The organism is Streptomyces sp. H27-C3 (assembly GCF_030063415.1).
In the GTDB taxonomy this organism is placed as follows: Bacteria; Actinomycetota; Actinomycetes; order Streptomycetales; family Streptomycetaceae; genus Streptomyces.
Map to the genome: position 1 here is coordinate 142450 of NZ_JASITA010000012.1, position 23903 is coordinate 166352.

Genomic DNA, 23903 nt, shown 5'->3' on the forward strand with positions numbered 1-23903 from the left:
GATCTGGTGGGGTACGAAGAGCAGCCGGTTCTCGGCGCCGTCGTCCTCGCTGATCCCCTCCGCGACGGCGCGCGGCGGGCACGGAGGAGGGCCGCGCTCAGCGCAACGCGGGCACGTCGAGGGTCAGCGTGCGGGTCTCCGTGTCCAGTACGGCGGGCACGCCGAGCGGCATGGTCAGCGCGGTCGGGCAGTGGCCGAATCCCAGGTCCTCGACGACCGGGACTCCCAGGGGGCTCAGCCGGTCGTACAGCAGCGTCCGTACGTCGTCGTACGGGCCGCAGTCCTCCCACGAACCGAGCGCGATGCCCGCGACGCCGTCCAGCCAGCCCGAGCGCAGGAGTTGGGTGAGGATCCGGTCGAGCCGGTACGGCTCCTCGTCGATCTCCTCGATGAGCAGCAGGCCGCCACGCGCACCGGGGCGGGCGTGCGGGGCGCCGAGGTCGGCGGCGAGCAGGCTGACGCAGCCGCCGAGGGTGATGCCGCGGGCCTGCCCGGGGACCATGACGCGGGCCGTGGGGAGGCCGAGGGTGCGGACCGAATCGGGTGCGAAGAGCGTGGCCCGCAGGGACTCCTGGGTCGGGCCGTCCTTGAGGAACACATCCGTGGCGACCATCGGCCCGTGCAGCGTGGCCAGGCCCGCCCGTACGGCGAACGCCTCGTGCAGCGCGGTGATGTCGCTGTAGCCGACGAAGACCTTGGGGCCCGCGGCGCGCATGGCGTTCCAGTCGAGCAGGTCCACCATGCGCTGGGCGCCGTAGCCGCCCCGCGCGCACAGCACCGCGGAAACCGTCGGGTCGCAACACGCCTCCTGGAGGTCGCGGGCCCGCGCCTCGTCCTCGCCCGCGAGGTACCCGAACTGCCGGTGCCGGTCCAGCACATGGGGTGCGACGACCGGGTCGAGGTCCCAGCCCCGCAGGATGTCGAGGCCCGCGTCGAGCCGCTCCCGGGGCACGCCTCCGCTGGGTGCGACCACGGCGACCCGCGCCCCCGGCCTCAGTCGCGCGGGCCTGCTCAGGGGCGCGGGTCCGGCCGGGAGTGTCGGTGTCACTTGTCGAGCTCCAGGCGGGGGACATCAGCCCGGTCGATGCCGAAGGTCTGCGCGTACAGGGACAGTTCGGCCTCCAGGGCGCGGGTCATGGTGTCGGCCCTGCGGAAGCCGTGTCCCTCGCCCTCGAAGGCGATGTAGGCGTGCGGAATGCCGCGCCCCGCCATCCGCTCCAGGAACCGCTCGCACTGCACGGGCGGGCAGATCACGTCGTCGAGCCCCTGGAGCAGCAGGAACGGCGCGGTGATCCGCTCCGCGTGGTGCACGGGCGAGCGGTCACGGTACCGGTCCGGGTACTCACCGATCGGCCCCACCAGGCTCTCCAGATACTGGGACTCGAAGTCGTGGGTCTCATCCGTCGCCCAGCCGGCCAGGTCGAGGATCGGGAAGATGATGGTGCCGCACGCGTACACGTCGGTGGTGGTCAGCGATGTCGCCGCGGTCCAGCCGCCGGCGCTGCCGCCGCGGATCGCGAGCCTGCCGGGGTCGGCGGTGCCCTCCTCGGCCAAGGAGAGGGCGACGGCGGCGCAGTCCTCGACGTCCACGACGCCCCACTGCTCGCGCAGCCGGTTGCGGTACTCGCGCCCGTACCCGGCGGATCCGCCGTAGTTGACCTCGGCGACGCCGATGCCGCGCGAGGTGAAGTAGGCGATTTCCAGGTCGAGTACGAGCGGGGCGCGGCCGGTGGGGCCGCCGTGGGCCCAGACGACGTAGGGCGGGAGTTCGTCGTCCGGCGCGATGTGGTCGGGGTTGTGCGGCGGGTAGATGTGGGCGTGGATGCCGCGGCTGTCGGGGCCGACGAAGGTGCGGAGCTGCGGCTCGGGGTAGTAGGCGGGGTCGACCGGGTCGTCGTGCGCGGAGCCGATGACCCGGGCGTGGCCGGTGCAGGTGTCGAGTTCGACAACCTCGTACGCGCTGCGCGGGCTGGCGGCGACGCCGATGACGCGGCTGCCCCGCACGGCGAGGGTGGCGGACCATTCGGTCCAGGGCCCGGCCGCGTCGACGAGTTCGCCGGTCTCCGGGTCGAGGATGCCCAGGGTCGTCGGGCCCGCGCCGTGGATGACGGCGATCAGGCCGTTGTCCAGGGGGTGGAACCATCGCAGCCCGATCTTCCAGAGAGGTCCGCCGAACTCCTCGGCGCGCCCGGCGCACAGGCCGGTCCCGGCCACGACTCCCGGCAGGGTCTCGCCGGGTGTCGTGGCCCGGTACAGCTCCCACCAGTTGCCAAGGTCGGAGACGAAGAGCAGCGAGCCGTCCGGCGCCCATTCGACCTGGGCGACCGACTCGTCGGTGTCCCCGGCGACCGGCCGTACGTCCGCGAAGGGGCCGTCCTCGGTGATCCCTCCGAGCATGACCAGCGTGCCGTCCCACGGCATCCGCGGGTGGTCCCAGGCGATCCAGGCGGCCTGCCGCCCGTCGGGCGAGATCCGCGGGCCGGTGACGAAGCGGTGCCGGTCGTCGGAGAGCTCCCGCACCGCGCTCCGGTCGTCGGCGGCCGAGCCGTCCAGCGGGACGGCCGCGATGACGCGGCGTACGTCGGTGGGCGCCTCGCCGGTGAACTCCTCAAGCACGCACCACACTTCGCCCGCCGCCCCGCGCTCAAGCCGCAACTGCGGGTCGACCCAGCGCAGTCCGCCGCCGACCCCGGACACCGGGGTGAGCGGGCGCGGTCCGGCGCCGGGGGCGTCCGGTTCGTACGCGTAGAGCCGCTGGTCGGGGAAGTGGACGAAGACGACGAGCGGGCCGGATTCCTCGCGCGCGGCGCCCGCCCAGGGCTGCCCGCCGTACTCGATGACTCTGCTGCGTACGTTCCAGGGGGCGGGCAGCACCGATGCCTCGGCGCCGTCCACCCGCCGCCGCACCAGCGCGCGCCGGCCGCCCTCGGTGGGCCGTGGTTCGGTCCACCACACCTCGTCACCGACCACCCCGATGTACTCCGGGTGCCCGTCGTGCGATGCGGCGAGCGCGGCGTCGATCGGTGACTGCCAGCTTCCGTACGGCACTGTCGGCACCATGGTCCCGGTCCCCCTCTGTGGTCCTTCTGCGGTCGGTCCGGATCTATGCGGTCTACGCGGTCTTCAGATAGTGGTCAAGTACCCGTACCCCGAAGTGCAGTGCCTCCACTGGTACCCGCTCGTCGACCCCGTGAAAGAGCGCCTGGTAGTCGAAGTCGACGGGCAGCTTCAGCGGGGAGAAGCCGTAGCCGATGATGCCGAGCCGGGAGAACTGCTTGGCGTCCGTTCCGCCCGACATGCAGTACGGCACGACATGCCCCTCGGGGGCGAACCGCTCCACGGCCGCACGCAGCTTCGCGTACGTCGGTGAATCGGTCGGCGCCTCCAGAGCCACCTCGCGGTGATGAAACTCCCAGTCCACGTGCGGCCCGGTGAGCGCGTCCAGCGTCTCGCGGAACTCGTCTTCGCCGCCGGGCAGGAAACGCCCGTCGACATGGGCGGTGGCCCGCCCCGGAATGACGTTGATCTTGTACCCGGCGTTGAACATGGTCGGGTTGGCGCTGCCCCGCACCGTCGCCTCGACCAGGGCGGCGGCCGGGCCCAGCTTGTTGAGCAGGGCGTCCACATCGAAGTCGGGCGCGTCGAGGTCCGGTGCGTCGATGTCGTGCAGGGCGGCCAGCTCCATGATGCTGGCGCGGACGGTCGAGGTGAGCCGCACCGGCCATTCGTGCTCGCCGATCCGGGCGACGGCGGCGGCCAGCCTGCTCACCGCGTTGTCGCGGTTGACCTTCGACCCGTGCCCGGCCGTGCCGAGCCCGGTGAGCCGAAGCCAGCCGGTGCCCCGCTCGCCCGCGGCGATGGGATAGATCTCCATGCCGGGGCGGGTGTGGAAGGTGTAGGCGCCGGACTCGCTGATGCCCTCCGTGCACCCCTCGAAGAGGTGCGGGTGATCGGCGGTGAGGAATCCCGAGCCGTCGACGGCGCTGGCCTCCTCGTCGGCGGTGAAGGCGATGACGATGTCGCGCCGGGGTCTCACCCCTGCGCGCGCCCAGGCCCGTACGACCGCGAGGACCATCGCGTCCATATTCTTCATGTCGATCGCGCCGCGGCCCCAGACCACCCCGTCGTGCACCTCCCCGGAGAAGGGGTGCATGCTCCAGTCGGCGGGCTCGGCGGGGACGACGTCGAGGTGACCGTGGACGAGCAGCGCGTCGGCGCCGGGGTCCGTGCCCTCGATCCTGGCCACCACGTTCGTACGGCCCGCCGTGCGCTCCAGGAGCACCGGCTGAAGGCCGGCCTCGGCCAGCCGCTGGGCGACGTACTCGGCGGCCGGGCGCTCAAGGCAGTCGCCGCCTCCGCGGTTGGTGGTGTCGATGCGGATCAGCTCGGAGGTGAAGGTCACCACCTCGTCGAGCGCGAGCGCGTCGATCGACCCATTGGTGCCGGTCGTGGCGTCGCCGGTCGTGGCGTCGCCAGTCGTGGCGTCGCCAGTCGTACCGTCGCCGGTCGTACCGTCGTCGCTCGGCTGCATGTCAGCCATACTGCTCCTCCACTGCGGCCGAGACGATCGTGGTGACCGCCTTGAAGGTACGAATGCCCTCATACATCGTCGGGCTGGTGTAGGCGACACGCCGTTCACCTGTCGGCTCCACCCCTGGTACCACGGTCGCGACCGCCGAAAGGTGTTCCGCGTCAAACTCCAGCTCCACCGTGAACGCGACGCCGCGCACCGGGTCGTGCCGCACGGCGAGGGCCGCCGCCTCCTTGGCCGCGGCCCTGATGTCCCTGGCGGTACGGGCCGGGGTGCGGCACACCGCGGCGTACCGCGACACGTGGTCCTTCACCGCGACCTTCCGCGCCGCTGGAGCGTACCCCTTGGCGTCCACGCAGGTCAGATCGTCACCGGTGACGAGCACCACAGGGACGCCGTACTCGGCGACGACATGCGAGTTGAGCAGGCCCTCGCTCGCCCGCTCGCCGTTCACCCACACGCCCGTGATGGAGTTCGCGAGATAGGTGTGCGCGAGAACACCTTCGGCCCCGGCGCCGGTGTGATATCCGACGAAGGCGATACCGTCCACGTCCCCGTGCTGGACGCCCTCGACCATGCTCAGGGACTTGTGCCGGCCGGTCAGCATCTCGGCCCGGTCGTCCAGCCGCTCAAGGAGCAGGTTGCGCATGGTCCAGTGTGCTTCGTTGATGAGCACCTCGTCGGCGCCCCCGTCGAAGAACCCGAGAACGGCCGCGTTCACGTCCGAGGTGAACAGAGAACGGCAGCGCTCCCACTGCGGGGTGCCCGGCAGCACGTCGGCCGGCCAGGTGACACCGGTGGCGCCCTCCATGTCGGCGCTGATGAGGATCTTCATGCGGCATCACGTTACGCGTCGCCGGGCACCCGGGCCAGGTCTGCCAGGACCGCCTGAGGTGTGGACCACTGACGGCGCCCCCTGGGATCGAACCCGGCTGTCGGGCGGCCGGACGATTCGGCCCAGGGGGATCTCTTCGTCGAGGTGCCTCACTTCGCGCGCGGCGAGCACCCGGCGCCGCGGCACGTAGGCCACGCCCGGGGCCGCGACCTCACTGCGAGCGGCCGACAACCAGCCACTTCGAAGGCAGCTCGATCCGCGTCCCGTCAGCCGAGAACTCCGTTGTACTGAGGCGTTGTTCGCCGCTCGCGAGGACCATCAGGCCGGCCGCGGAGAACAGGCCGGGCACCTCCGCGTCCGGCATCACGCCCGGCGCGATGCCGTGCGCGAAGATCGGGGCGAGCTTGGGCGGGGGCCCGGCGGGCCCCTGCGCCAGGTCCATCAGCACCGGTCGCGCCGCCTCCGAGAGCTCCACCACGAACGCCCTGCCCCGCTCCCCCACCAGCACCGCGATCGCGTCGACCAGTGGCTGCCGTTCGGCGGGCTCGCACTGGTGCAGTACGCCACGCATATAGACCTGCGCGTCACCGAGTTCGGCGTGCAGCCCGCGCACCGACTCCTTGTCCGAGGCGTCGAGCTGCTGGAAGTGGATCCGGCCGAGCGGGTCGAGGTGCTTGGCGTGCTCGATGGCGGCGGCGGACAGGTCGACGCCGGCCACCCGGGGGTAACGGTCGGCCAGGAAGAGTGTCTGGGTGCCGTTGCCGCAGCCGAGGTCCAGCATGGCCAGGCCGGGCTCCGGCATGTGCGGCTCGAAGAGGGCGAGATGCAGGCCCACGGTGAGGGCCGGTTCCGCGTCCCAGAAGACCGACCCGGGCACGCCGGGAGCTTCCCGCCAGAAACCTTCCCAGGCGTCCTTGTACTGACTCGTCACGCTCATGCCCAGCTCCCCAGGGTGTGATCACCGCTCTGACATCACGTCAAGATCGGTCTACCGCTCCTGGGTTACGCCGACAAGCCCTCGGCGCGTTCTTTCACCCGGCGTACGATCCGGTGCACTTCACGCACGCCCCGGCGCACGACTCGCACGCCTCATCCGTCCGCCCCGCCCCTGGTAGGGCAGTGGCACCTCGAACCACACCATCTTGCCGTCGCCGGTTCGGCTGGTGCCCCACTCCCGCGCCAGCGCGCTCACCACGGCAAGCCCGCGCCCCCTCTCGTCGTCGGGCCCCGCGCTCGTCAGCGCCGGCAGGGTGTGGCTGTCGTCCTCGACCTCGCAGAGCAGTACGTCGGTGCGTACGAGGCGCAGCTCGACCGGGCGCCGCCGGGCGTGCCGGACCGCGTTGGTGACGATCTCGCCGACCAGCAGCTCCACCTGGTCCGTCACCTCTTCGACGCCCCAGACGGCCAGCTGTCCCCGCACCAGCCGCCGCGCCCGGCCCGCCTCCCGCGGGTCGCGTGCCAGCTGCCACACCGCCACGTCCTGCTCAGGGATGCCGTTGAGCCTGGCCATCAGCAGCGCGACGTCGTCCTTGCGTCCGCCCCGGCCCTCTTTCCAGGACGACGCGGCCAGGGCGCGGATGATGGTGTCGCAGGCGTCGTCCATCGACGCCGCCGGGTGCGCCGCCGACTCGCACAGCGCCGCCAGCCCCACACCGATGTCCTCGCCCCGCACCTCGACCAGACCGTCGGTGCACATGATGAGGCGGTCGCCGGGCTCGACGGGGATCCTTACGGACTCGAAGGGAACTCCGCCGACCCCGATCGGCGCGCCCGTCGGCAGGTCGAGGAGATCACTGTGGCCGTCGGCGGCCCGCACGACCACGGGCGGGATGTGTCCCGCGTTCGCCATCAGCAGTTCGCTGCGGATCGGGTCGTATACGGCGTACAGACAGGTCGCCAGGTAGTGCTCCCCGAGACGCTGGGCCAGGTCGTCGAGATTGCGCAGAAGCTGCTCGGGCGGCAGGTCGAGGGCCGCCATCGTCTGCACGGCCGTACGCAACTGGCCCATCATGGCTGCCGAGTTGAGGCCGTGCCCCATGACGTCGCCGACAACCAGTGCGGTCCGTGACCCGGGCAGCTTGATGGAGTCGAACCAGTCGCCGCCGACACGCCCCAGGAGGGTGCCGGGGAGATAGCGCGTCGCCGTGTCGCAGCCGGCCATCCTGGGCGCGATCTTCGGCAGCATGCTGTCCTGGAGGGTCTCGGCGACGGTCTCCTGGTGCGTGTACATGCGGGCGTTGTCGAGGACCAGACCGGCGCGGGCGGCCAGTTCGGCGCCGGTGACCCGGTCCATGTCGTTGAACAGGGCGCGCCCGGGGTGACGCAGCAGAATCATGAATCCCAGCACCACATTGCGGGCCTTGAGCGGCACCACCAGCATCGAGCGGCCGTTGATCAGCGGGCGAATGTCGCGCTTCTCGAACTGGGAGGCGATGGCGGTTCCCATCTCCTCGCTGATGCGCGGCACCAGCACCGGGTCGCCCGTGGTCATGCACTGGAAGAAGGGCGTCTGCACCGGGAAGGGCATCGACTCGCCGACCGGCACCACGTCGTCCCAGCGCCCCGGCGCGTCGACATGCTCCACGGCGACGCGGTACCACATGGTGGTCGCGTCCGGCGGCCCGTCGGGGAAACCCTCGCCCGCGATGACCTGCTCGCGCAGATAGGTGCCCGCGACATCGGTGAAGCGCGGCACCACGGCCGCGCTGACCTCCAGGATCGTGCGGGAGAGATCGAGCGAGGAACCGATGCGTCCGCTCACCTCGTTGAGGAATTCGAGCCGCTCGCGGACCGCCGCGTATTCGAGGTCGAGGTCCTCCTCGGGCGGTGCGATCACGGGCCGCTCCCCGGCTGCCGCGGTGGCCCGCCGGCGCGCTCCGCGCTCCGCCCGTCGCGGCACACCCCAGTCGGGCGTGACGGGCACCCGGTCGTGCCGACTGAACTCCAGCACGGGGTAGCCAAGTTCGAGCACTTGGGCGACGATCCGGCCCGATTCGCCCACGCTCATGCTCGGCAGGATCTCGGGCAGCCCCCCGGCCAGCTCCTCGGCACCGCTGAACTCGGTGTGCAGGGCGAATCCGGGCGCTATCCGCTCCGTACCGTCCTCGCCCTGGCCGCTTTCGTCCGCGTGCTCCCTCTCCAACTGGGCGGCGTCCGCGGCGAGTACAAGCAGGCGCTCGGGTCCCGGCCCGACCAGCGGGTAGGCCCACCACAGCACATCGAGCGGCGCGCGCCCCGGCTCGGAGAGACTGGCCCGGCCCGCGGCAGGATAGGCGGTGAGCCCGTTCAGCGAGTCGTCGAGCCCCGGGCCCAGCCCCTCGTAGGACTCGTACGCCGTGTAGGCGGCGTCGTCGGCGAGCGCACCGGAGACCGGCATCAGGTCGGTCGCGGGACAACCCACCGCTTCCTCCCGGGCAGGCCCGAACAGCCGCCGCGCACCGGTCGACCAGTGCGACACCAGTCCGGCGCCGTCCACGACGACCACGGCAAGCGGAATCCGGCCGGTGACAGCCTGCTGCGGCTGCGCCGGCGGAGTACCACGGTCCATGTCCATTGGGGGGTGCAGGCTCCCTTCCCGCCGCCAGGATCTACGGTCCTCACCACCGTACGACCATCGGACCTCCGCGCGGGAGCCAACGACCGAAAAGGTCGTGCGCCCGCGCGCACGGCCTTGCCAGCGAGGCGACCGGCCGAGCATCAGCATATTCGTCGTGCGCCCGCGCGCACGGCCTTGCCAGCGAGGCGACCGGCCGAGCATCAGCATATTCGTCGTGCGCCCGCGCGCACGGCCTTGCCCTCTGCTCCGGCGGACATCCTCACTGTCAGTCCTCGTGGCCCAGTTGGAGATCGCGTTCGGTGCGTCCGCCACCCGCGACCTGAAGCACGGTGGCCACCGGCGGGTACCCCGCGGCAATCACCGTGTACTCACCGGAGGAGAGGTCGACGAAGCGGAAAGTCCCGTCGGGGCCCGTGGTCAGGGTGTCCACGACGTTGCCCGCGACGTCCAGGAGCGTCACGCGCGCGTCCTCGACCGGCCGGCCGGCACTGCCCCGTACGGTGCCGCGCAGCACCGCGCCGCCCGCCAGTTCGATGTCCTGCCGGGTCTCGCGCGCGGCCTGCAGGCTCACCGGGAGCGCGGCGGGGCGGAACGCGGGGGCGCTCGCGGCCAGGGTGTACTCCCCCGCCACCAGCTCGGTGATCAGGTAGCCGCCCTCGCGTCCGGTGCGGGTGGAGGCGACGACGTCGCCGCGCACGTCGGTGAGGGTCACCGCGGCGTCGCGCACCGGACTGCCGTCCGCCGTGCGGACGACCCCGGAGAGCCGGCCCGCGCCGCCGAGCACCACATCGAGGTCCACGGTCCGTTCGCCGACGGTGACGGTGACCGCCTGCGGCTGGTGTCCGCCGGCCGCCGCGATCAGGACGTACGCCCCGGCTCCCGGCACGCTCATCGCGTACCGCCCGTCGTCGCCGCTCGCGCCGCGCCCGACCTGCCGTCCCGTCACGTCGATGAGCGTGAGGGCAGCGCGCGGGACGGTGCTGCCGTCGTGGTGCTGGACCGTTCCGCAGACCGGGACGCCCGACAGGTAGGGCGCGGCGATGCGGGCCGCGGGGACGGCCGCGGGCTCGGCTGTGGGGGCGTTGTGGGACACCAGCGGTTTCTCCTTGAGGAAGCAGGCGATGAGCAGGCCGAGCACGAGCACCGGCACGAGGTAGAGGAAGATCCGCGGCATCGCCTCGGCGTACGCCTCGATGTAGGCGTCGCGCAGGGCGGGCGGCATGGCGTGCACCAGCTGTGGGGTGATGCCCGTCGGATCGGGCAGGCCCGCGCCCGCGGGCAGTTTGCCGGCGAGGGCGTCGGTGAGGCGTCCCGCGAAGAGCGTGCCGAAGATGGCCGCGCCGACGCTGCCGCCGATCTGCCGGAAGTAGTTGTTGGCGCTGGTGGCGGTGCCGAGGTCGGAGGGGTGCACGGAGTTCTGCACGGCGAGGACGAGCACCGGCAGGACCAGACCGATGCCGATGCCGAGGACGGCCATCCAGATGCTGTAGTGCAGCCGGGAGGTGTCGACTTCGAGGCGGGACAGCAGCCACATGCCGAGCGCGGAACACGCCCCGCCGATGACGGGGTAGATCCGGTAGCGGCCGGTGCGGCTGATGAGCTGCCCGGAGACGATCGAGGCGATGACGACGCCGCCCATCATCGGCAGCATCAGCAGCCCGGACTCAGTGGCGCTCGCGCCGTCCACCATCTGCAGGAAGGTCGGCAGATAGCTGGCGGCGCCGAAGAGCGCGATGCCGACGACGGCGCCGACCAGACCGGTGATGTTGAAGATCGAGTCGCGGAACAGCCGTAGCGGAATGATCGGTTCGGGCGCATGGTGCTCAACGACCATGAACAGCAGCGTCGTTCCGGCGGCGCCCGAAGCGAGACCCAGGATGACGCGCGAGTCCCAGTCGTACTCCGTACCGCCCCAACTGGTCAGCAGGACCAGGCAGGTGGAGGCGGCGGCGAGCAGGATCGCGCCGAGCACATCGAGTCGCGGCCGCACGGTGGGCTTGGGGAGCTTGAGCACCACGGCGACGACCGCCATGGTGACCAGCCCGAAGGGCACGTTGATGTAGAAGCACCAGCGCCACGAGGCGTGGTCGGTGAAGAAGCCGCCGAGCAGCGGGCCCGCGACTGACGCGAGGCCGAACGCGGCGCCGATGAGGCCCATGAAACGGCCGCGGTCCCTGGGCGGCACGATGTCCGCGATGATCGCCTGGACGCCGATCATCAGGCCACCCGCGCCGATGCCCTGGATGGCGCGGAAGGCGATGAGCTGATCCATGGTGCGCGACCAGCCGGCCAGCGCCGAGCCCACGATGAACACGACGATCGCGAACTGGAAGATGCCCTTGCGGCCGAAGAGATCGCCCAGCTTTCCGTAGATCGGCAGTCCGATCGTGGAGGTGAGCAGATAGGCGGTGATCGCCCAGGACATCCGGTCCAGGCCCTGGAGTTCACCGACAATCTTCGGCAGGGCGGTGGCGACGATCATCTGTTCGAGCGCCGCGAGCAGCAGGGCCAGCATCAGCCCGCAGAAGACCAGCCGGATGCGGTGCGGGCTGAGCGCCTCGGCCTGAACCGGCGCTGTCGCGAGGACGCCCGGTGGCGGGGGCGCCGCCCCCACCGCCGGTTCGGGGGCGGGCCGCTGCGCGGCCTGCCCGTCCTTCGTCAGAGTGGTCCCGCCCACGTACTGCTCCCCTCGTCACACGCGCGCCGTCACACCGGCGCCGCCCATTTTTCGCATTACGCGACAACTGGGAGCAAGTCAGACGATTGAGGTGGGAGGCGTACGCGGGCGGTTCCGCCGCCGGTGGGAGCACCTTCGGCGCACAACCGGACGGTACGGAAAACCACTCGTTCCAGTGAGAGCGCGTCAATCCCGGAAGGATGACGGCGGGAGCCCGCGGACGGCGGCGGAGGCTACTTCTTCTCCACCTCGGCGGCGAGGTTGACGAGGAGGGCGTCGTAGATCCGGCCGAGGCCCTTGGGCGCGAAGGTCCGCTCGAAGAAACCGCCGATGCCGCCGGCGCCGTCCCAGACGGAGGTGACGACGACCTTGGACTTCCCCTCGCCGGCCGGGGTGACGGTCCAGGTGGTGACCATGGACGAGTTGCGGTCCTTCTCGACGAGCCGGCCGTCGGTCGGCTCGGTCACGTCGAGCAGGCAGTCGCGAACGCGCTTGCTGGTGGCCTGGAGCTTCCAGTGGACGAGGGTGCCCTCGCCGTCGCCGCCCTCGCGCACCTCGTACTCGCTGAAGTGCTCGGGCAGGACCTTCGCGCGCGCGGCGCGGTAGTCGGCCAGCGCATCGAACACCGTCTCCGCATCCGCCGCGATGATTCGCTCCGTCGTGGCCTCGACCTGCGCCATGCCTGTTCCTCCAGCACTCGATTTTCGGGGGGGGTGCGGCTACCCAACCACCTCCGGTACGAGCGCCCATAATCGGGGTTGCGACGAATAAGGGAACATATGTTCCATTCTGACGTCAGCGCTACCGAGGAGGCGCACATGCGCTGGAACAATCTGGCCGAAACCCCCGCTCCGACCGGGGACACCGCGCTCTTCGGGACGGATGCGGTCACGACCCGCACCTTCCTGATGGCCCCCGTCATCCCCTTCCTCGGCGGCTCCCCCGATCAGCTGCGCGCCACCGTCAAGGCCATCGCCGCCTCGGGCGCGACCTCGGTCACCCCGCTCGTCCTGCATCTGAGGCCGGGTGCGCGCGAGTGGTTCATGACGTGGCTCGCCGAGCACCACCCCCACCTGGTGCGGCGGTACGAGCGGCTGTACGCCGAGGGGGCGTACGCGCCGAAGTGGTACCAGCGCCGGATCACCCGCCAAGTGCACGAGCTGGCGACGGAGTTCGGCATAGGCCCAGCAGGTCCTGGCACACCGCGGCGCATCCCCAAGGTCGAGCGGCCCGAGCCCCCCGGCCCCAAGCAGCTCACCCTCCTCTGACGCCACGCCCACCACAAAACGGCCAGAACAGCTCCTTACGGTTGCTTTTTCGGGCACGATGCGGCCGGGGCTGCGGCGCTCGCAGCTGCCATCTCTCCACACTGGGAGGCCAAGTGAAAAAACGCGCAGGAATTCTGTTCGCCGTGTCCGCGACGGTGGCCGGAATGCTTACGGCCGTACCGTCCGCGGGCGCCACCGATCAGGCAGGCTCCACCGCACCGCGCGCCGCACTCAAGTGGACCGGCTGCGCCACCACGAACTATCCGAAGCTGGAGTGCTCCTCGGTCGAGGTGCCCCTCGACCACACGGACCCGGGCGGCAGAAAGATCACCCTGGCGCTGTCGCGCGTCAAGCACACCGCGAAGACCTTCCAGGGCCCGCTCCTGGTGAACCCGGGCGGCCCCGGCGGCAGCGGCCTTTCGATGGCCGGGTTCGTGTCGTCCACGCTGCCCAAGAAGCTCGCCGCGCAGTACGACGTCATCGGCTTCGACCCGCGCGGTGTGGGCAAGAGCAAGCCCGCCCTGAACTGCCGCACCGGGCAGTTCACCCCGGTGCGGCCGGACTCGGTGCCCACCACCGAGAAGGACGAGCGGGCCAATCTGGCCAGGGCCAAGGCCTTCGCGGACGCCTGCGGCAAGAAGTACGGGGACCTCCTCCCGCACATCGACACGGTGAGCGCCGCCCAGGACCTGGACGTCATCCGCCAGGCGCTCGGCGCGCAGCAGATCAACTACTTCGGCTACTCCTACGGCACCTACCTCGGCGCGGTGTACGCGAAGCTCTTCCCGGAGCGGGTGCGGCGTCTGGCGCTCGACAGCATCGTCGACCCGACGGCCGTCTGGTACGACGCCAACCTCGCGCAGGACTACGCGTTCGACACCCGGCACAAGGCGTTCGCCGCGTGGGTCGCCAAGCACCAGGCGAGGTACCGGCTCGGCAGCGACCCTGCGAAGGTCGAGGCCAAGTGGTACGCGATGCGGGCGGCGGTCAAGAAGAGCCCGGCGGGCAAGAAGGTCGGTCCGGCGGAGCTGGAGGACACCTTCCTGCCCGGCGGCTACTTCGACGGCTACTGGCCTTATCTCGCCGAGGCGTTCGCGTCGTACGTGAACGACAAGGACTCCAAGCCGCTGGTAGAGGCCTTCGGGAATTTCGCGGCCGTCGACGCCGCCGGCGGCAACGGGTACTCGGTCTACACCTCGGTGGAGTGCCGGGACGCAGGGTGGCCGCGCGACTGGCACACCTGGCGGGACGACAACTGGAAGGTGCACGCCAAGGCGCCCTTCTCCACCTGGAACAACGCCTGGTACAACGCGCCGTGCGCCTTCTGGCCCACCGACTCGCTGGAGGCGCCGAGCGTCCGCAACCACAAGCTGCCGCCGACGCTGCTCCTGCAGGCGACCGACGACGCGGCCACGCCGTACGAGGGCGGGGTCTCCGTCCACCGCGAGCTGCGCGGCTCCAGCCTCGTCGTCGAGCAGGGCGGCGGCAACCACGGCATCGCGCTGAGCGGAAACGCCTGCCTCGACCGGTATCTGACGGACTATCTCGCCACGGGCAAGGTCCCGCGCGCGAGCGGCGGCGGTGAGGCGGACGCGATCTGCAAGGCGCTGCCCGACCCCAAGCCGCTGCCTGCCGATGCGAAGGCGCGCGCGGCGAAGCAGGACACGTCGAAGGGCAGCACGCTGCACGGCCTGATCGGCTTCCGCGGCTGACGGCGCAGGCCGTCCGTCGCTGTCGCGCGTGTGCGGGGAGGCGTTCGCCGCTCCCCGCACACGCGGGAGCCACCGGACGAAAAATCCGGGTGCCCGGCCGCCCCCGCGCCGACTGGTGCCGCGGCAGGTGACGTTTGCCCGTCGAGGAGCGGTGTCCGGTGCGTGCTCTCGGCGTGCCGGCCGGAAGTCCTCGTACGGGACGTACTTGGGCTTTCGTCCGGTGCGGCGAAGGGGGTCCCTCCCTGTTCGAGCGAAGCCGAGAACTCGGGGGCGCGTGCCGGACACCGCGACGGGCCAGATGTTGCCTGACGCGGCACTAGGGTGCGTGCCATGAGCGGCGGCGTACACCTGCGGGACATGACCATCGGCGACTGCGAGGCCGTCGCGACCGTGCGGGTGCGGGGCTGGCAGAGCTCCTACGCCGGGATGGTCCCCCAGCGGTATCTCGACGCGATGAGTGTCGAGGCGGACGCCGACCGGCGCCGCGCGCGCCTCACCGGGGACGGCGGCGCGGTCGGCAACATCGTCGCCGAGCGCGACGGCCGGGTCATCGGCTGGGCCTGCTACGGGCCGTACCGCGAGGACGCGGACGCGCCCCCGCTCCATCGAGAGCCCGCCGCGGACGCCGAGTTGTACGCCATCTACGTCCTGCCCGAGCAGCACTCGACCGGCGCGGGCCGGGCCCTGCTGACGGAGATGCTGGCCCGCGCGGCCCGCGACGGCTTCCCGCGCATCTTCCTGTGGGCCCTCGCGGAGAACGCCCATGCCCGCCGCTTCTACGAGAAGGCGGGCTTCGCGTTCGACGGGACCGCCGAGCCCTTCGAGCTGGACGGTGTCATGGTGCCCGAGGTGCGCTACGTGAGGCGGCTGAGCGCGGCGGACGCCGCCGCCGTCAGTCTCGGGTGATCCAGGGCCGCTTCGAGCACCGGCCGCGCCCGCTTGTCGCGCAGCTGCCCCAGCCCCTCGACGCACGCCAGCGCGACCCGCCAGTTCGGATCGTGCGGCTTGAGCACCCCGCGCAGGGTCGCGATCAACGCCGGTACGGTCTCGGGCGCCCTCAGCTCGGTCAGCAGCCGCACCGGGTGCAGCGCGTACGCGGTGCGCAGCGCGTTGGTCGCGAGCGCGGCGGCGGCACGGGCGGTGCGCGGGTCGCCCAGCCGCGCCAGCGCGTACGCCGCGGACGCGCACCGCTGGGGTTCCCGGTGGTTGAGGAGCAGCACCAGCGTCTCGAACGCCCGCCGGTCGCCCGCGCAGCCGAGCCGGAAGGCGGCGACCTCCCGCGCCCACAGGGGCCGCTGGGTCTCGATCAGCACCCCGGCCAGTTCGTCCTGGTCCTCGGTGGCGAGCAGCCGCTCGTACGCGACCTGTTCGACCGCCGATATCCCCGCCTCGCCGCGCACCCGGCCCGCGAGCGACCGTAATTCCTCGTCCATGCCCGTCAGCGTATCCGCGCCACACACAGACCGTGTCCGTCTCGTCACGGCGTCCCAGATCACACCCGGCCAGGTCTGGCGCGCTCGTTACTCGCCAGTTACTCTCAATTGAGCGGGCAACCCCCCGCTGCTTGGTAGATCTCATGACGGCCTGGTGACGCAGCCGTCGCGAGTGCTTTGTCGGTTCGGCTTTTCGCTTACGACGCGACCTCGGGACAGAGTCCGTCGGCCCCGCATCACGGCACGCACTTCTCGCATGCGCCTCCCGCACGCGACCTCGCCGCGCCCTGCGCCCTTCGGCGTACCGGTACCGGCGTCCGTGTGCTCCCCTCAGTCGTCACTCACGCACTGGAGTCCCGCGATGGACCGTCAGTCCACCCCGCCCAGCCCCGGCCCTCTCCATACCGTCGCCGTGATCGGCCTCGGCACCATGGGCACCGGCATCACCGAGGTCCTGGCCTGCGCCGGCCGTGAAGTCATCGGCATCGACATCAGCGACACGGCCGCTCAGCAGGCCGTCGCCGCGCTGGACGCCTCGACCGCCCGCGCCGTGCTGCGCGGGCGCATCACCGAGGAGGAGCGGCGCGACGCCCTCGCCCGGTTCCGTACGTTCTCCGACCTCCAGGCGGCGGCGGACGCCGACCTGGTGATCGAGGTCGTGCCCGAGACGTACGAGGCCAAGCACCAGATCTTCCGCGCCCTCGACTCCATCGTGCGACCCACCACGATCCTGGCGACCGGCACCAACGCGTTGTCCGTGACCCGCCTGGCCGCCGACTCGGCGCACCCCGAACGCGTTCTGGGCCTGCACTTCTTCAACCCTGCGCCCGCGATGAAGCTCGTCGAGGTCGTCTCCTCGGTGCTGACCGCGCCGCAGGCGATCGACGCGGTCACGGCCCTCGCCCGTGAGCTGGGCAAGGATCCTGTCGCCGTCGGCGACCGGCCCGGTTTCATCGCCGACGGCCTGCTCTTCGGCTATCTCAACCAGGCCGCCGCGATGTACGAGGCCAAGTACGCCTCCCGCGAGGACATCGACGCCGCGATGAAGCTGGGCTGCGGCCTGCCGATGGGCCCGCTTGCGCTGCTCGACCTGATCGGCATCGACACGGCCCGTACCGTGCTCGACGCCATGTACTCCGAGTCCCACGACCGGCTGCACGCGCCCGCCCCCGTCCTCAAGCAGCTCAGCGAGGCCGGGCTGAGCGGCCGCAAGTCCGGGCGCGGTTTCTACACGTACGAGGCACCGGGCAGCGCGGACGTGGTGCGGGACACCCTCACCCCGCGCGAGGACGCGGGGGCGTCGCCGGGCCGCGAGGTGCGCTCGGTGGGGGTCGCCGGGTCAGGGACCATGGCGTCGGGCATCGCGGAGGTCTTCGCGAAGGCCGGGTACGACGTGGTGCTCGCGGCGCGCGGCCCGGAGAAGGCCGAGAAGGCCAAGGCCCGTATCGCCAAGTCTCTTTCGCGCTCTGTCGACAAGGGCAGGATGACGGCCGAGGCGCGGGATGAAGCACTGGCCCGGGTCGCCCCTGCCGGGTCGCTCGACGCCTTCGCCGACGTCGATTTGGCTCTTGAGGCGGTCGCCGAGGATCTGGAGATCAAGCAGCAGCTCTTCGCGACGCTCGACAAGATCTGCAAGCCGGGGGCGGTGCTCGCCACCACGACCTCCTCGCTGCCCGTCGTCGCCTGCGCCCGCGCCACCTCGCGCCCGCAGGACGTCATCGGGATGCACTTCTTCAACCCGGCGCCCGCGATGAAGCTCGTCGAGGTGGTCCGTACCGTCCTCACATCCGACGCGGTCCACTCGACGGTCCGCGAGGTGTGCGCGAAGATCCGCAAGCACCCGGTGGACTGCGGGGACCGGGCCGGGTTCATCGTGAACGCGCTGCTCTTCCCGTACCTGAACAACGCGATCAAGATGGTCCAGGAGCACTACGCGACCATCGACGACATCGACGCCGCGATGAGGCTGGGCGGCGGCTACCCGATGGGCCCCTTCGAGCTCCTCGACGTCGTCGGTCTCGATGTCTCGCTCGCCATCGAGCAGGTGCTGCACCGTGAGTTCCGCGACCCAGGTCTGGCGCCCGCGCCGCTGCTGGAGCATCTGGTGGCGGCGGGCTGTCTCGGCCGCAAGACCGGCCGCGGCTTCCGGGAGTATGCCGGACGCTGAGCAGGCGGGCGTGACGGGGTGGGGCGGGCTGCTGGACCCCGGGGGCAGCCCGCCCCCACAGGCGCGCTCTCCTGCGCAGATGCAGTACGTTCGGGGCATGTCACAGCCCGCCGACTCCCCCAGACGGCCGTCCCGTGCGAACGGCGCCTCCGACGCACCGGAGAGCGCCGCCGGCAATCGCGCGGCGGCGCAGCGGCTCAAGATGCGCCGTGAGTTGTCGGCCGCGGCGATGGAGCTGTTCGCCACCAAGGGGTACGAGGCGACGACCGTCGACGAGATCGCCGCCGCCGGCGGAGTGGCGCGTCGGACCTTCTTCCGGCACTTCCGCTCCAAGGAAGAAGCGATTTTCCCGGACCACGACGACACCCTGGTGCGGGCGGAGGCGGTACTCAACGCGGCGTCCCCGCACGAGCATCCGCTCGACACGGTCTGCCGGGGCATCAAGGAAGTCATGCGGATGTACGCCGCATCCCCCGCGGTGTCGGTGGCGCGCTACAAGCTCACCCGCGAGGTACCGACCCTGCGCGAGGCCGAGATCGCCTCGGTGGCCCGCTACGAGCGGCTCTTCACCCGCTATCTCCTGGGCCACTTCGACGAGCACGACCACCGCGACGACAACGACGACCCGCTGCTCGCGGAGGTGGCCGCGTCCGCCGTGGTGACGGCGCACAACCATGTGCTGCGGCGGTGGCTGCGGGCGGGCGGCCAGGGCGACGTGGAGACCCGGCTGGACCACGCGTTCGCGATCGTGCGCGACACCTTCGGCACGGGCATCGGCGCCGGCCGCACGGCCGACCGGGCCAGTGCCGCGCCGGCCGCCTCAGTGAGCCGCAGCGGCGACGTGCTGGTGACGGTGGCCCGCACCGACGCCCCGCTGGACGAGGTCATGCGCACCATCGAGGAAGCCCTCAAGAACCGCTGACGGCGCCCGGGGGCTCCGGCTGGGCACCACCGCCCCCCGGAGGGGCCGCCGCCGACATGCAGGGCCCGCACCGCGCCCTTATGCTCACCGCACCGATCTCGGGCCCGCCCCTTCCCGCTGCGCCCCGCCTGTTCGGGCGGGGCGCAAACCATCCCCAACCCATCCCTCCGAGCCTCCGACGTTGCTCATGCGTGCCACCCAGGTGACATTTGAGAGAAATTGTTGGCACTCAGTGCCTTGCCAGGTGACACGGGGTGTCATACGTTGATGTTGTCCGGGCGACCGGCGTACAGCGACCTTCCGTACGCCGGCTGTCCCCGCAAGCCACGTGTTTGTGTGCCCGGACGCCTGCGTCACAGGCAACGTCCCGCGCTACCCGCGCCGCCGAAACCGCACGACCGCCGAACCGACGGCACACCTCCACAGCACCCCGACGTATCCCCTCAAGAGCGTTCCCTCAACGCGCTTCGCCGGAGGCAACACCGTGAAGGAAATCCTGGACGCCATTGTGGCGTCGGACAGCACTGCCGCAGACTTCGCAGCGCTGACCATCCCCGAGTCGTACCGCGCGGTGACCGTGCACAAGGACGAGGCGGACATGTTCGCCGGCGTCGAAAGCCGCGACAAGGACCCGCGCAAGTCCCTCCATGTGGAGGACGTGCCGGTGCCCGAACTCGGTCCTGGTGAGGCCCTGGTGGCCGTCATGGCCAGTTCGGTCAACTACAACTCCGTCTGGACCTCGATCTTCGAGCCGGTGTCGACCTTCAGCTTCCTGGAGCGGTACGGCAGGCTCAGCGATCTCAGCAAGCGCCACGACCTCCCGTACCACGTCATCGGCTCCGACCTGGCCGGCGTCGTGCTGCGCACCGGCCCCGGGGTCAACGCCTGGAACCCGGGCGACGAGGTCGTCGCGCACTGTCTGTCCGTCGAGCTGGAAAGCTCCGACGGCCACAACGACACGATGCTCGACCCCGAGCAGCGCATCTGGGGCTTCGAGACCAACTTCGGCGGCCTGGCGGAGGTCGCGCTGGTGAAATCCAACCAGCTGATGCCCAAGGCTGCGCACCTGAGCTGGGAAGAGGCAGCCGCTCCCGGCCTGGTCAACTCGACGGCGTACCGCCAGCTGGTGTCGCGCAACGGCGCCGGCATGAAGCAGGGCGACAACGTCCTGATCTGGGGCGCCAGCGGCGGTCTCGGCTCGTACGCCACCCAGTTCGCGCTGGCCGGCGGCGCCAACCCCATCTGTGTCGTCTCCAGCGACCAGAAGGCGGACATCTGCCGCCGGATGGGCGCCGAGGCGATCATCGACCGCAACGCGGAGGACTACAAGTTCTGGAAGGACGAGCACCACCAGGACCCGCGCGAATGGAAGCGCTTCGGCAAGCGCATCCGTGAACTCACCGGCGGCGAGGACGTCGACATCGTCTTCGAACACCCGGGCCGCGAGACCTTCGGCGCCAGCGTGTACGTGACCCGCAAGGGCGGCACCATCGTCACCTGCGCGTCGACCTCCGGGTACAACCACGAGTACGACAACCGCTACCTGTGGATGTCGCTGAAGAAGATCGTCGGCTCGCACTTCGCCAACTACCGCGAGGCCTGGGAAGCCAACCGCCTCGTCGGCAAAGGCAAGATCCACCCCACCTTGTCGAAGGTGTACTCCCTGGAGGACACCGGCCAGGCCGCCTACGACGTCCACCGCAACCTTCACCAGGGCAAAGTCGGCGTCCTGGCGCTGGCGCCCCGCGAGGGGATGGGTGTGCGCGACGAGGAGAAGCGTGCCGTGCACCTCGACGCGATCAACCGTTTCAGGAATGTGTAATGGCTGAACGCAAGAAGGACCGGCCCTGGCTGATGCGGACGTACGCCGGTCACTCGACCGCCGAGGCGTCCAACGAGCTGTACCGCAACAACCTCGCCAAGGGCCAGACCGGTCTCTCCGTCGCCTTCGACCTGCCGACGCAGACCGGCTACGACCCGGACCACATCCTCGCGCGCGGAGAAGTGGGCCGGGTCGGGGTCCCCGTGTCCCATCTCGGCGACATGCGACGGCTGTTCCAGGACATCCCGCTGGAGCAGATGAACACCTCGATGACCATCAACGCGACGGCCATGTGGCTGCTCGCGATGTACCAGGTGGTCGCCGAGGAGCAGGGCGCCGACATCACCAAGCTGTCGGGCACGACACAGAACGACATCGTCAAGGAGTACCTGTCGCGCGGGACGCACGTCTTCCCGCCGGTGCCCAGCCTGCGCCTGACCACCGACATGATCACGTACACGGTGGCCAATCTCCCCAAGTGGAACCCGATCAACATCTGCAGCTACCACCTCCAGGAGGCGGGAGCCACGCCGGTCCAGGAGGTCGCGTACGCGATGAGCACGGCCGTCGCCGTGCTCGACGCCGTACGGGACAGCGGGCAGGTGCCGGCCGAGCAGTTCGGCGATGTCGTCGCGCGGATCTCCTTCTTCGTCAACGCGGGGGTCCGCTTCGTCGAGGAGATGTGCAAGATGCGGGCCTTCGGCCGCATCTGGGACAGGATCACGCGCGAGCGGTACGGCATCGAGAACGAGAAGCAGCGGCGCTTCCGCTACGGGGTGCAGGTCAACTCGCTGGGCCTGACGGAGGCCCAGCCGGAGAACAACGTCCAGCGCATCGTCCTCGAAATGCTGGCCGTCACCCTCTCCAAGAACGCACGCGCGCGTGCCGTGCAGCTGCCGGCCTGGAACGAGGCCCTGGGGCTCCCCCGCCCCTGGGACCAGCAGTGGTCGCTGCGCATCCAGCAGGTACTCGCCCTGGAGAGCGACCTGCTCGAGTACGAGGACATCTTCGAGGGCTCGCACGTCATCGAGGCCAAGGTGCAGTCCCTGGTCGAGGAGTCCTTCGCCGAGATCGACCGCATCGAGGCGATGGGCGGCGCGATGGCGGCCGTCGAGTCGGGCTACCTCAAGTCGCAGCTCGTCTCCTCGCACGCCGAGCGGCGGGCCCGGATCGAGGGCGGCGACGAGAAGATCGTCGGCGTCAACTGCTACGAGTCCACCGAGCCCAACCCGCTGACCGCGGACCTCGACACCGCGATCATGACGGTCGACCCCGCCAACGAGGCCCGCGTCGTCGCGGCTCTCCACGAGTGGCGCGACAACCGCGATGAAGGCCGCGCGCAGGACTCCCTGGCCGCCCTCAAAGCCGCGGCGGCCGGCACCGGCAACCTGATGGCCGTCACCGTCGAGTGCGCCCGCGCGGGCGTCACCACCGGCGAGTGGTCCTGGGCGCTGCGCGATGTCTTCGGCGAGTTCCGGGCGCCCACCGGGGTGTCCAGCGCACCGGTGGCGGTCACCGCCGAGCGCGGGACGCCGCTGGCGGCCGTACGAGAGAAGGTGACCCGCACCGCCGACGACCTGGGCTCGGGCCGGCTGCGCCTGCTGGTCGGCAAGCCCGGCCTCGACGGGCACTCCAACGGCGCCGAGCAGATCGCCGTACGGGCCCGCGACGCGGGCTTCGAGGTGGTCTACCAGGGCATCAGGCTCACCCCCGAGGAGATCGTGGCCGCCGCCCTCGACGAGGACGTGCACTGCGTGGGACTGTCCATCCTGTCCGGCTCGCACACCGAGCTGGTGCCCGACGTGCTGGAGCGGCTGCGCGCCGCCGGCGCCTGGGACGTACCCGTCATCGTCGGCGGCATCATCCCCAACGCCGATGCCGAGACCCTGAAAAAGGCGGGCGTCGCCGCGGTATTCACGCCCAAGGACTTCGGTATCACGGAGATCATCGGCCGTATCGTCGACGAGATCCGGAAAGCGAACAAGCTCGACCCTCTGGAGGTCCCCGCATGACCACGCCCACGCCCGTCAACCGCCTGCGCCCGCGCCGCTCCTGTCTCGCCGTACCGGGGTCCAACCCCCGCTTCCTGGAGAAGGCCCAGGGCCTGCCGGCCGACCAGGTCTTCCTCGACCTGGAGGACGCGTGCGCACCGCTCGCCAAGGAAGGCGCCCGGCACACCATCGTCGACGCGCTCAACAACGGTGACTGGACGGGCAAGACCCGGGTCGTGCGGGTCAACGACTGGACCACCCACTGGACGTACCGCGATGTCGTCACGGTCGTCGAGGGCGCGGGCCAGAACCTCGACTGCATCATGCTGCCGAAGGTGCAGGACGCCCAGCAGATCGTCGCCCTCGACCTGATGCTGACCCAGATCGAGAAGACGATGGGCTTCGAGGTCGGCAAGATCGGCATCGAGGCGCAGATCGAGAACGCCAAGGGTCTGGTGAATGTCGACGAGATCGCCGCCGCCTCGCCGCGGATGGAGACCATCGTCTTCGGTCCGGCCGACTTCATGGCGTCGATCAACATGAAGACCCTGGTCGTCGGCATGCAGCCGCCCGGCTACGGCGCCGACGCCTACCACTACATCCTGATGCGCATCCTGATGGCCGCCCGTATGCACGACCTCCAGGCGATCGACGGCCCCTTCCTGCAGATCCGTGACGTGGACGCGTACCGCGAGGTCGCGGGCCGTGCGGCGGCGCTGGGATTCGACGGCAAGTGGGTGCTGCACCCCGGCCAGGTCGACGCCGCCAACGAGGTCTTCTCGCCGTCCCAGGAGGACTACGACCACGCCGAGCTCATTCTCGACGCGTACGACTACTGCACCTCCGAGGCGGGCGGCAAGAAGGGCTCCGCGATGCTCGGCGACGAGATGATCGACGAGGCCAGCCGCAAGATGGCGCTGGTCGTCTCGGGCAAGGGCCGCGCGGCCGGCATGCAGCGCACCTCCAAGTTCGAGATCCCGGAGGCCTGA

16 protein-coding genes and 1 pseudogene are annotated in these 23903 nt (G+C 70.7%); 8 read left to right on the forward strand and 9 right to left on the reverse strand.

Annotated elements, in window-relative coordinates; all coding sequences use genetic code 11:
- Positions 1-97: 97 nt before the first annotated feature.
- The 8 genes from QMK30_RS14470 to QMK30_RS14505 form a co-directional block, all read right to left on the reverse strand.
- The gene (locus tag QMK30_RS14470; RefSeq protein WP_283518214.1) at positions 98-1048 is read right to left on the reverse strand and encodes a S66 peptidase family protein; all 951 of its coding nucleotides are present in this window, start codon (positions 1046-1048) and stop codon (positions 98-100) included.
- Positions 1045-3060 carry a S9 family peptidase gene (locus QMK30_RS14475; protein WP_283518215.1) on the reverse strand — a complete coding sequence of 672 codons (2016 nt, stop codon included), beginning with the start codon at positions 3058-3060 and terminating at the stop codon, positions 1045-1047. The genes QMK30_RS14470 and QMK30_RS14475 overlap by 4 nt, the downstream gene beginning before the upstream one ends.
- A 52-nt stretch (positions 3061-3112) precedes the next feature.
- A complete protein-coding gene (locus QMK30_RS14480; RefSeq protein ID WP_283518216.1) occupies positions 3113-4540 on the reverse strand; it encodes a M20/M25/M40 family metallo-hydrolase in 1428 nt (475 codons plus the stop codon).
- Positions 4533-5366: a M55 family metallopeptidase gene (locus QMK30_RS14485; protein WP_283518218.1), complete on the reverse strand. Its 834-nt coding sequence runs from the start codon at positions 5364-5366 to the stop codon at positions 4533-4535. Before QMK30_RS14485 ends, QMK30_RS14480 begins: the two co-directional genes overlap by 8 nt.
- Positions 5367-5577: 211 nt before the next feature.
- The gene (locus QMK30_RS14490; protein WP_283518219.1) at positions 5578-6303 is read right to left on the reverse strand and encodes a class I SAM-dependent methyltransferase; all 726 of its coding nucleotides are present in this window, start codon (positions 6301-6303) and stop codon (positions 5578-5580) included.
- Between the two features lie 120 nt (positions 6304-6423).
- Positions 6424-8913, reverse strand: a complete 2490-nt coding sequence (locus tag QMK30_RS14495) for an ATP-binding SpoIIE family protein phosphatase (protein ID WP_283518289.1) — start codon at positions 8911-8913, stop codon at positions 6424-6426.
- A 274-nt stretch (positions 8914-9187) separates the two neighbouring features.
- Positions 9188-11599, reverse strand: coding sequence for an MFS transporter (locus QMK30_RS14500; protein WP_502963140.1), 2412 nt, complete (start codon positions 11597-11599; stop codon positions 9188-9190).
- A gap of 233 nt (positions 11600-11832) precedes the next feature.
- On the reverse strand, positions 11833-12279 hold the full coding sequence (locus QMK30_RS14505) for an SRPBCC family protein (protein ID WP_283518220.1): 447 nt from the start codon (positions 12277-12279) through the stop codon (positions 11833-11835).
- A gap of 225 nt (positions 12280-12504) precedes the next feature.
- Here QMK30_RS14505 and QMK30_RS14510 point away from each other — a divergent pair.
- The 3 genes and pseudogenes from QMK30_RS14510 to QMK30_RS14520 form a co-directional block, all read left to right on the forward strand.
- Positions 12505-12867: pseudogene (locus tag QMK30_RS14510) on the forward strand (Rv2578c family radical SAM protein); the annotation flags it as partial.
- A 113-nt stretch (positions 12868-12980) separates the two neighbouring features.
- Entirely contained in the window at positions 12981-14579 is a 1599-nt protein-coding gene (locus QMK30_RS14515; protein ID WP_283518222.1) for an alpha/beta hydrolase, read from the forward strand.
- Positions 14580-14909: 330 nt separating this feature from the next.
- Positions 14910-15485 carry a GNAT family N-acetyltransferase gene (locus QMK30_RS14520; protein ID WP_283518223.1) on the forward strand — a complete coding sequence of 192 codons (576 nt, stop codon included), beginning with the start codon at positions 14910-14912 and terminating at the stop codon, positions 15483-15485.
- Here QMK30_RS14520 and QMK30_RS14525 read toward each other — a convergent pair.
- The gene (locus QMK30_RS14525; protein WP_283518225.1) at positions 15434-16012 is read right to left on the reverse strand and encodes an adenylosuccinate lyase; all 579 of its coding nucleotides are present in this window, start codon (positions 16010-16012) and stop codon (positions 15434-15436) included. The two genes, QMK30_RS14520 and QMK30_RS14525, sit on opposite strands and share 52 nt — an antisense overlap.
- A 361-nt stretch (positions 16013-16373) precedes the next feature.
- On the opposite strand from QMK30_RS14525, the gene QMK30_RS14530 reads away from it, so the two are divergent.
- The 5 genes from QMK30_RS14530 to QMK30_RS14550 all read left to right on the forward strand — a co-directional run bounded on the left by QMK30_RS14530 (position 16374) and on the right by QMK30_RS14550 (position 23903).
- Positions 16374-18179 (forward strand): 3-hydroxyacyl-CoA dehydrogenase family protein, encoded by a 1806-nt coding sequence (locus QMK30_RS14530; protein WP_283518226.1) that lies wholly within the window; start codon positions 16374-16376, stop codon positions 18177-18179.
- A 97-nt stretch (positions 18180-18276) separates the two neighbouring features.
- Positions 18277-19101: a TetR family transcriptional regulator gene (locus QMK30_RS14535; RefSeq protein WP_283518228.1), complete on the forward strand. Its 825-nt coding sequence runs from the start codon at positions 18277-18279 to the stop codon at positions 19099-19101.
- Between the two features lie 484 nt (positions 19102-19585).
- Positions 19586-20923: a crotonyl-CoA carboxylase/reductase gene (gene ccrA / locus QMK30_RS14540; protein WP_283518229.1), complete on the forward strand. Its 1338-nt coding sequence runs from the start codon at positions 19586-19588 to the stop codon at positions 20921-20923.
- Positions 20923-22935: an ethylmalonyl-CoA mutase gene (locus QMK30_RS14545; protein WP_283518231.1), complete on the forward strand. Its 2013-nt coding sequence runs from the start codon at positions 20923-20925 to the stop codon at positions 22933-22935. The genes ccrA and QMK30_RS14545 overlap by 1 nt, the downstream gene beginning before the upstream one ends.
- A complete protein-coding gene (locus QMK30_RS14550) occupies positions 22932-23903 on the forward strand; it encodes an HpcH/HpaI aldolase/citrate lyase family protein (RefSeq protein ID WP_283518233.1) in 972 nt (323 codons plus the stop codon). Before QMK30_RS14545 ends, QMK30_RS14550 begins: the two co-directional genes overlap by 4 nt.

Coding starts and splice junctions, on each gene's coding strand:
- QMK30_RS14475 (WP_283518215.1), bottom strand. CDS start 3,060: ATGGTGCCGACAGTGCCGTACGGAAGCTGGCAGTCACCGATCGACGCC.
- QMK30_RS14480 (WP_283518216.1), bottom strand. CDS start 4,540: ATGGCTGACATGCAGCCGAGCGACGACGGTACGACCGGCGACGGTACG.
- QMK30_RS14485 (WP_283518218.1), bottom strand. CDS start 5,366: ATGAAGATCCTCATCAGCGCCGACATGGAGGGCGCCACCGGTGTCACC.
- QMK30_RS14490 (WP_283518219.1), bottom strand. CDS start 6,303: ATGAGCGTGACGAGTCAGTACAAGGACGCCTGGGAAGGTTTCTGGCGG.
- QMK30_RS14495 (WP_283518289.1), bottom strand. CDS start 8,913: ATGGACCGTGGTACTCCGCCGGCGCAGCCGCAGCAGGCTGTCACCGGC.
- QMK30_RS14505 (WP_283518220.1), bottom strand. CDS start 12,279: ATGGCGCAGGTCGAGGCCACGACGGAGCGAATCATCGCGGCGGATGCG.
- QMK30_RS14520 (WP_283518223.1), top strand. CDS start 14,910: ATGAGCGGCGGCGTACACCTGCGGGACATGACCATCGGCGACTGCGAG.
- QMK30_RS14525 (WP_283518225.1), bottom strand. CDS start 16,012: ATGGACGAGGAATTACGGTCGCTCGCGGGCCGGGTGCGCGGCGAGGCG.
- QMK30_RS14530 (WP_283518226.1), top strand. CDS start 16,374: ATGGACCGTCAGTCCACCCCGCCCAGCCCCGGCCCTCTCCATACCGTC.
- QMK30_RS14535 (WP_283518228.1), top strand. CDS start 18,277: ATGTCACAGCCCGCCGACTCCCCCAGACGGCCGTCCCGTGCGAACGGC.
- QMK30_RS14545 (WP_283518231.1), top strand. CDS start 20,923: ATGGCTGAACGCAAGAAGGACCGGCCCTGGCTGATGCGGACGTACGCC.
- QMK30_RS14550 (WP_283518233.1), top strand. CDS start 22,932: ATGACCACGCCCACGCCCGTCAACCGCCTGCGCCCGCGCCGCTCCTGT.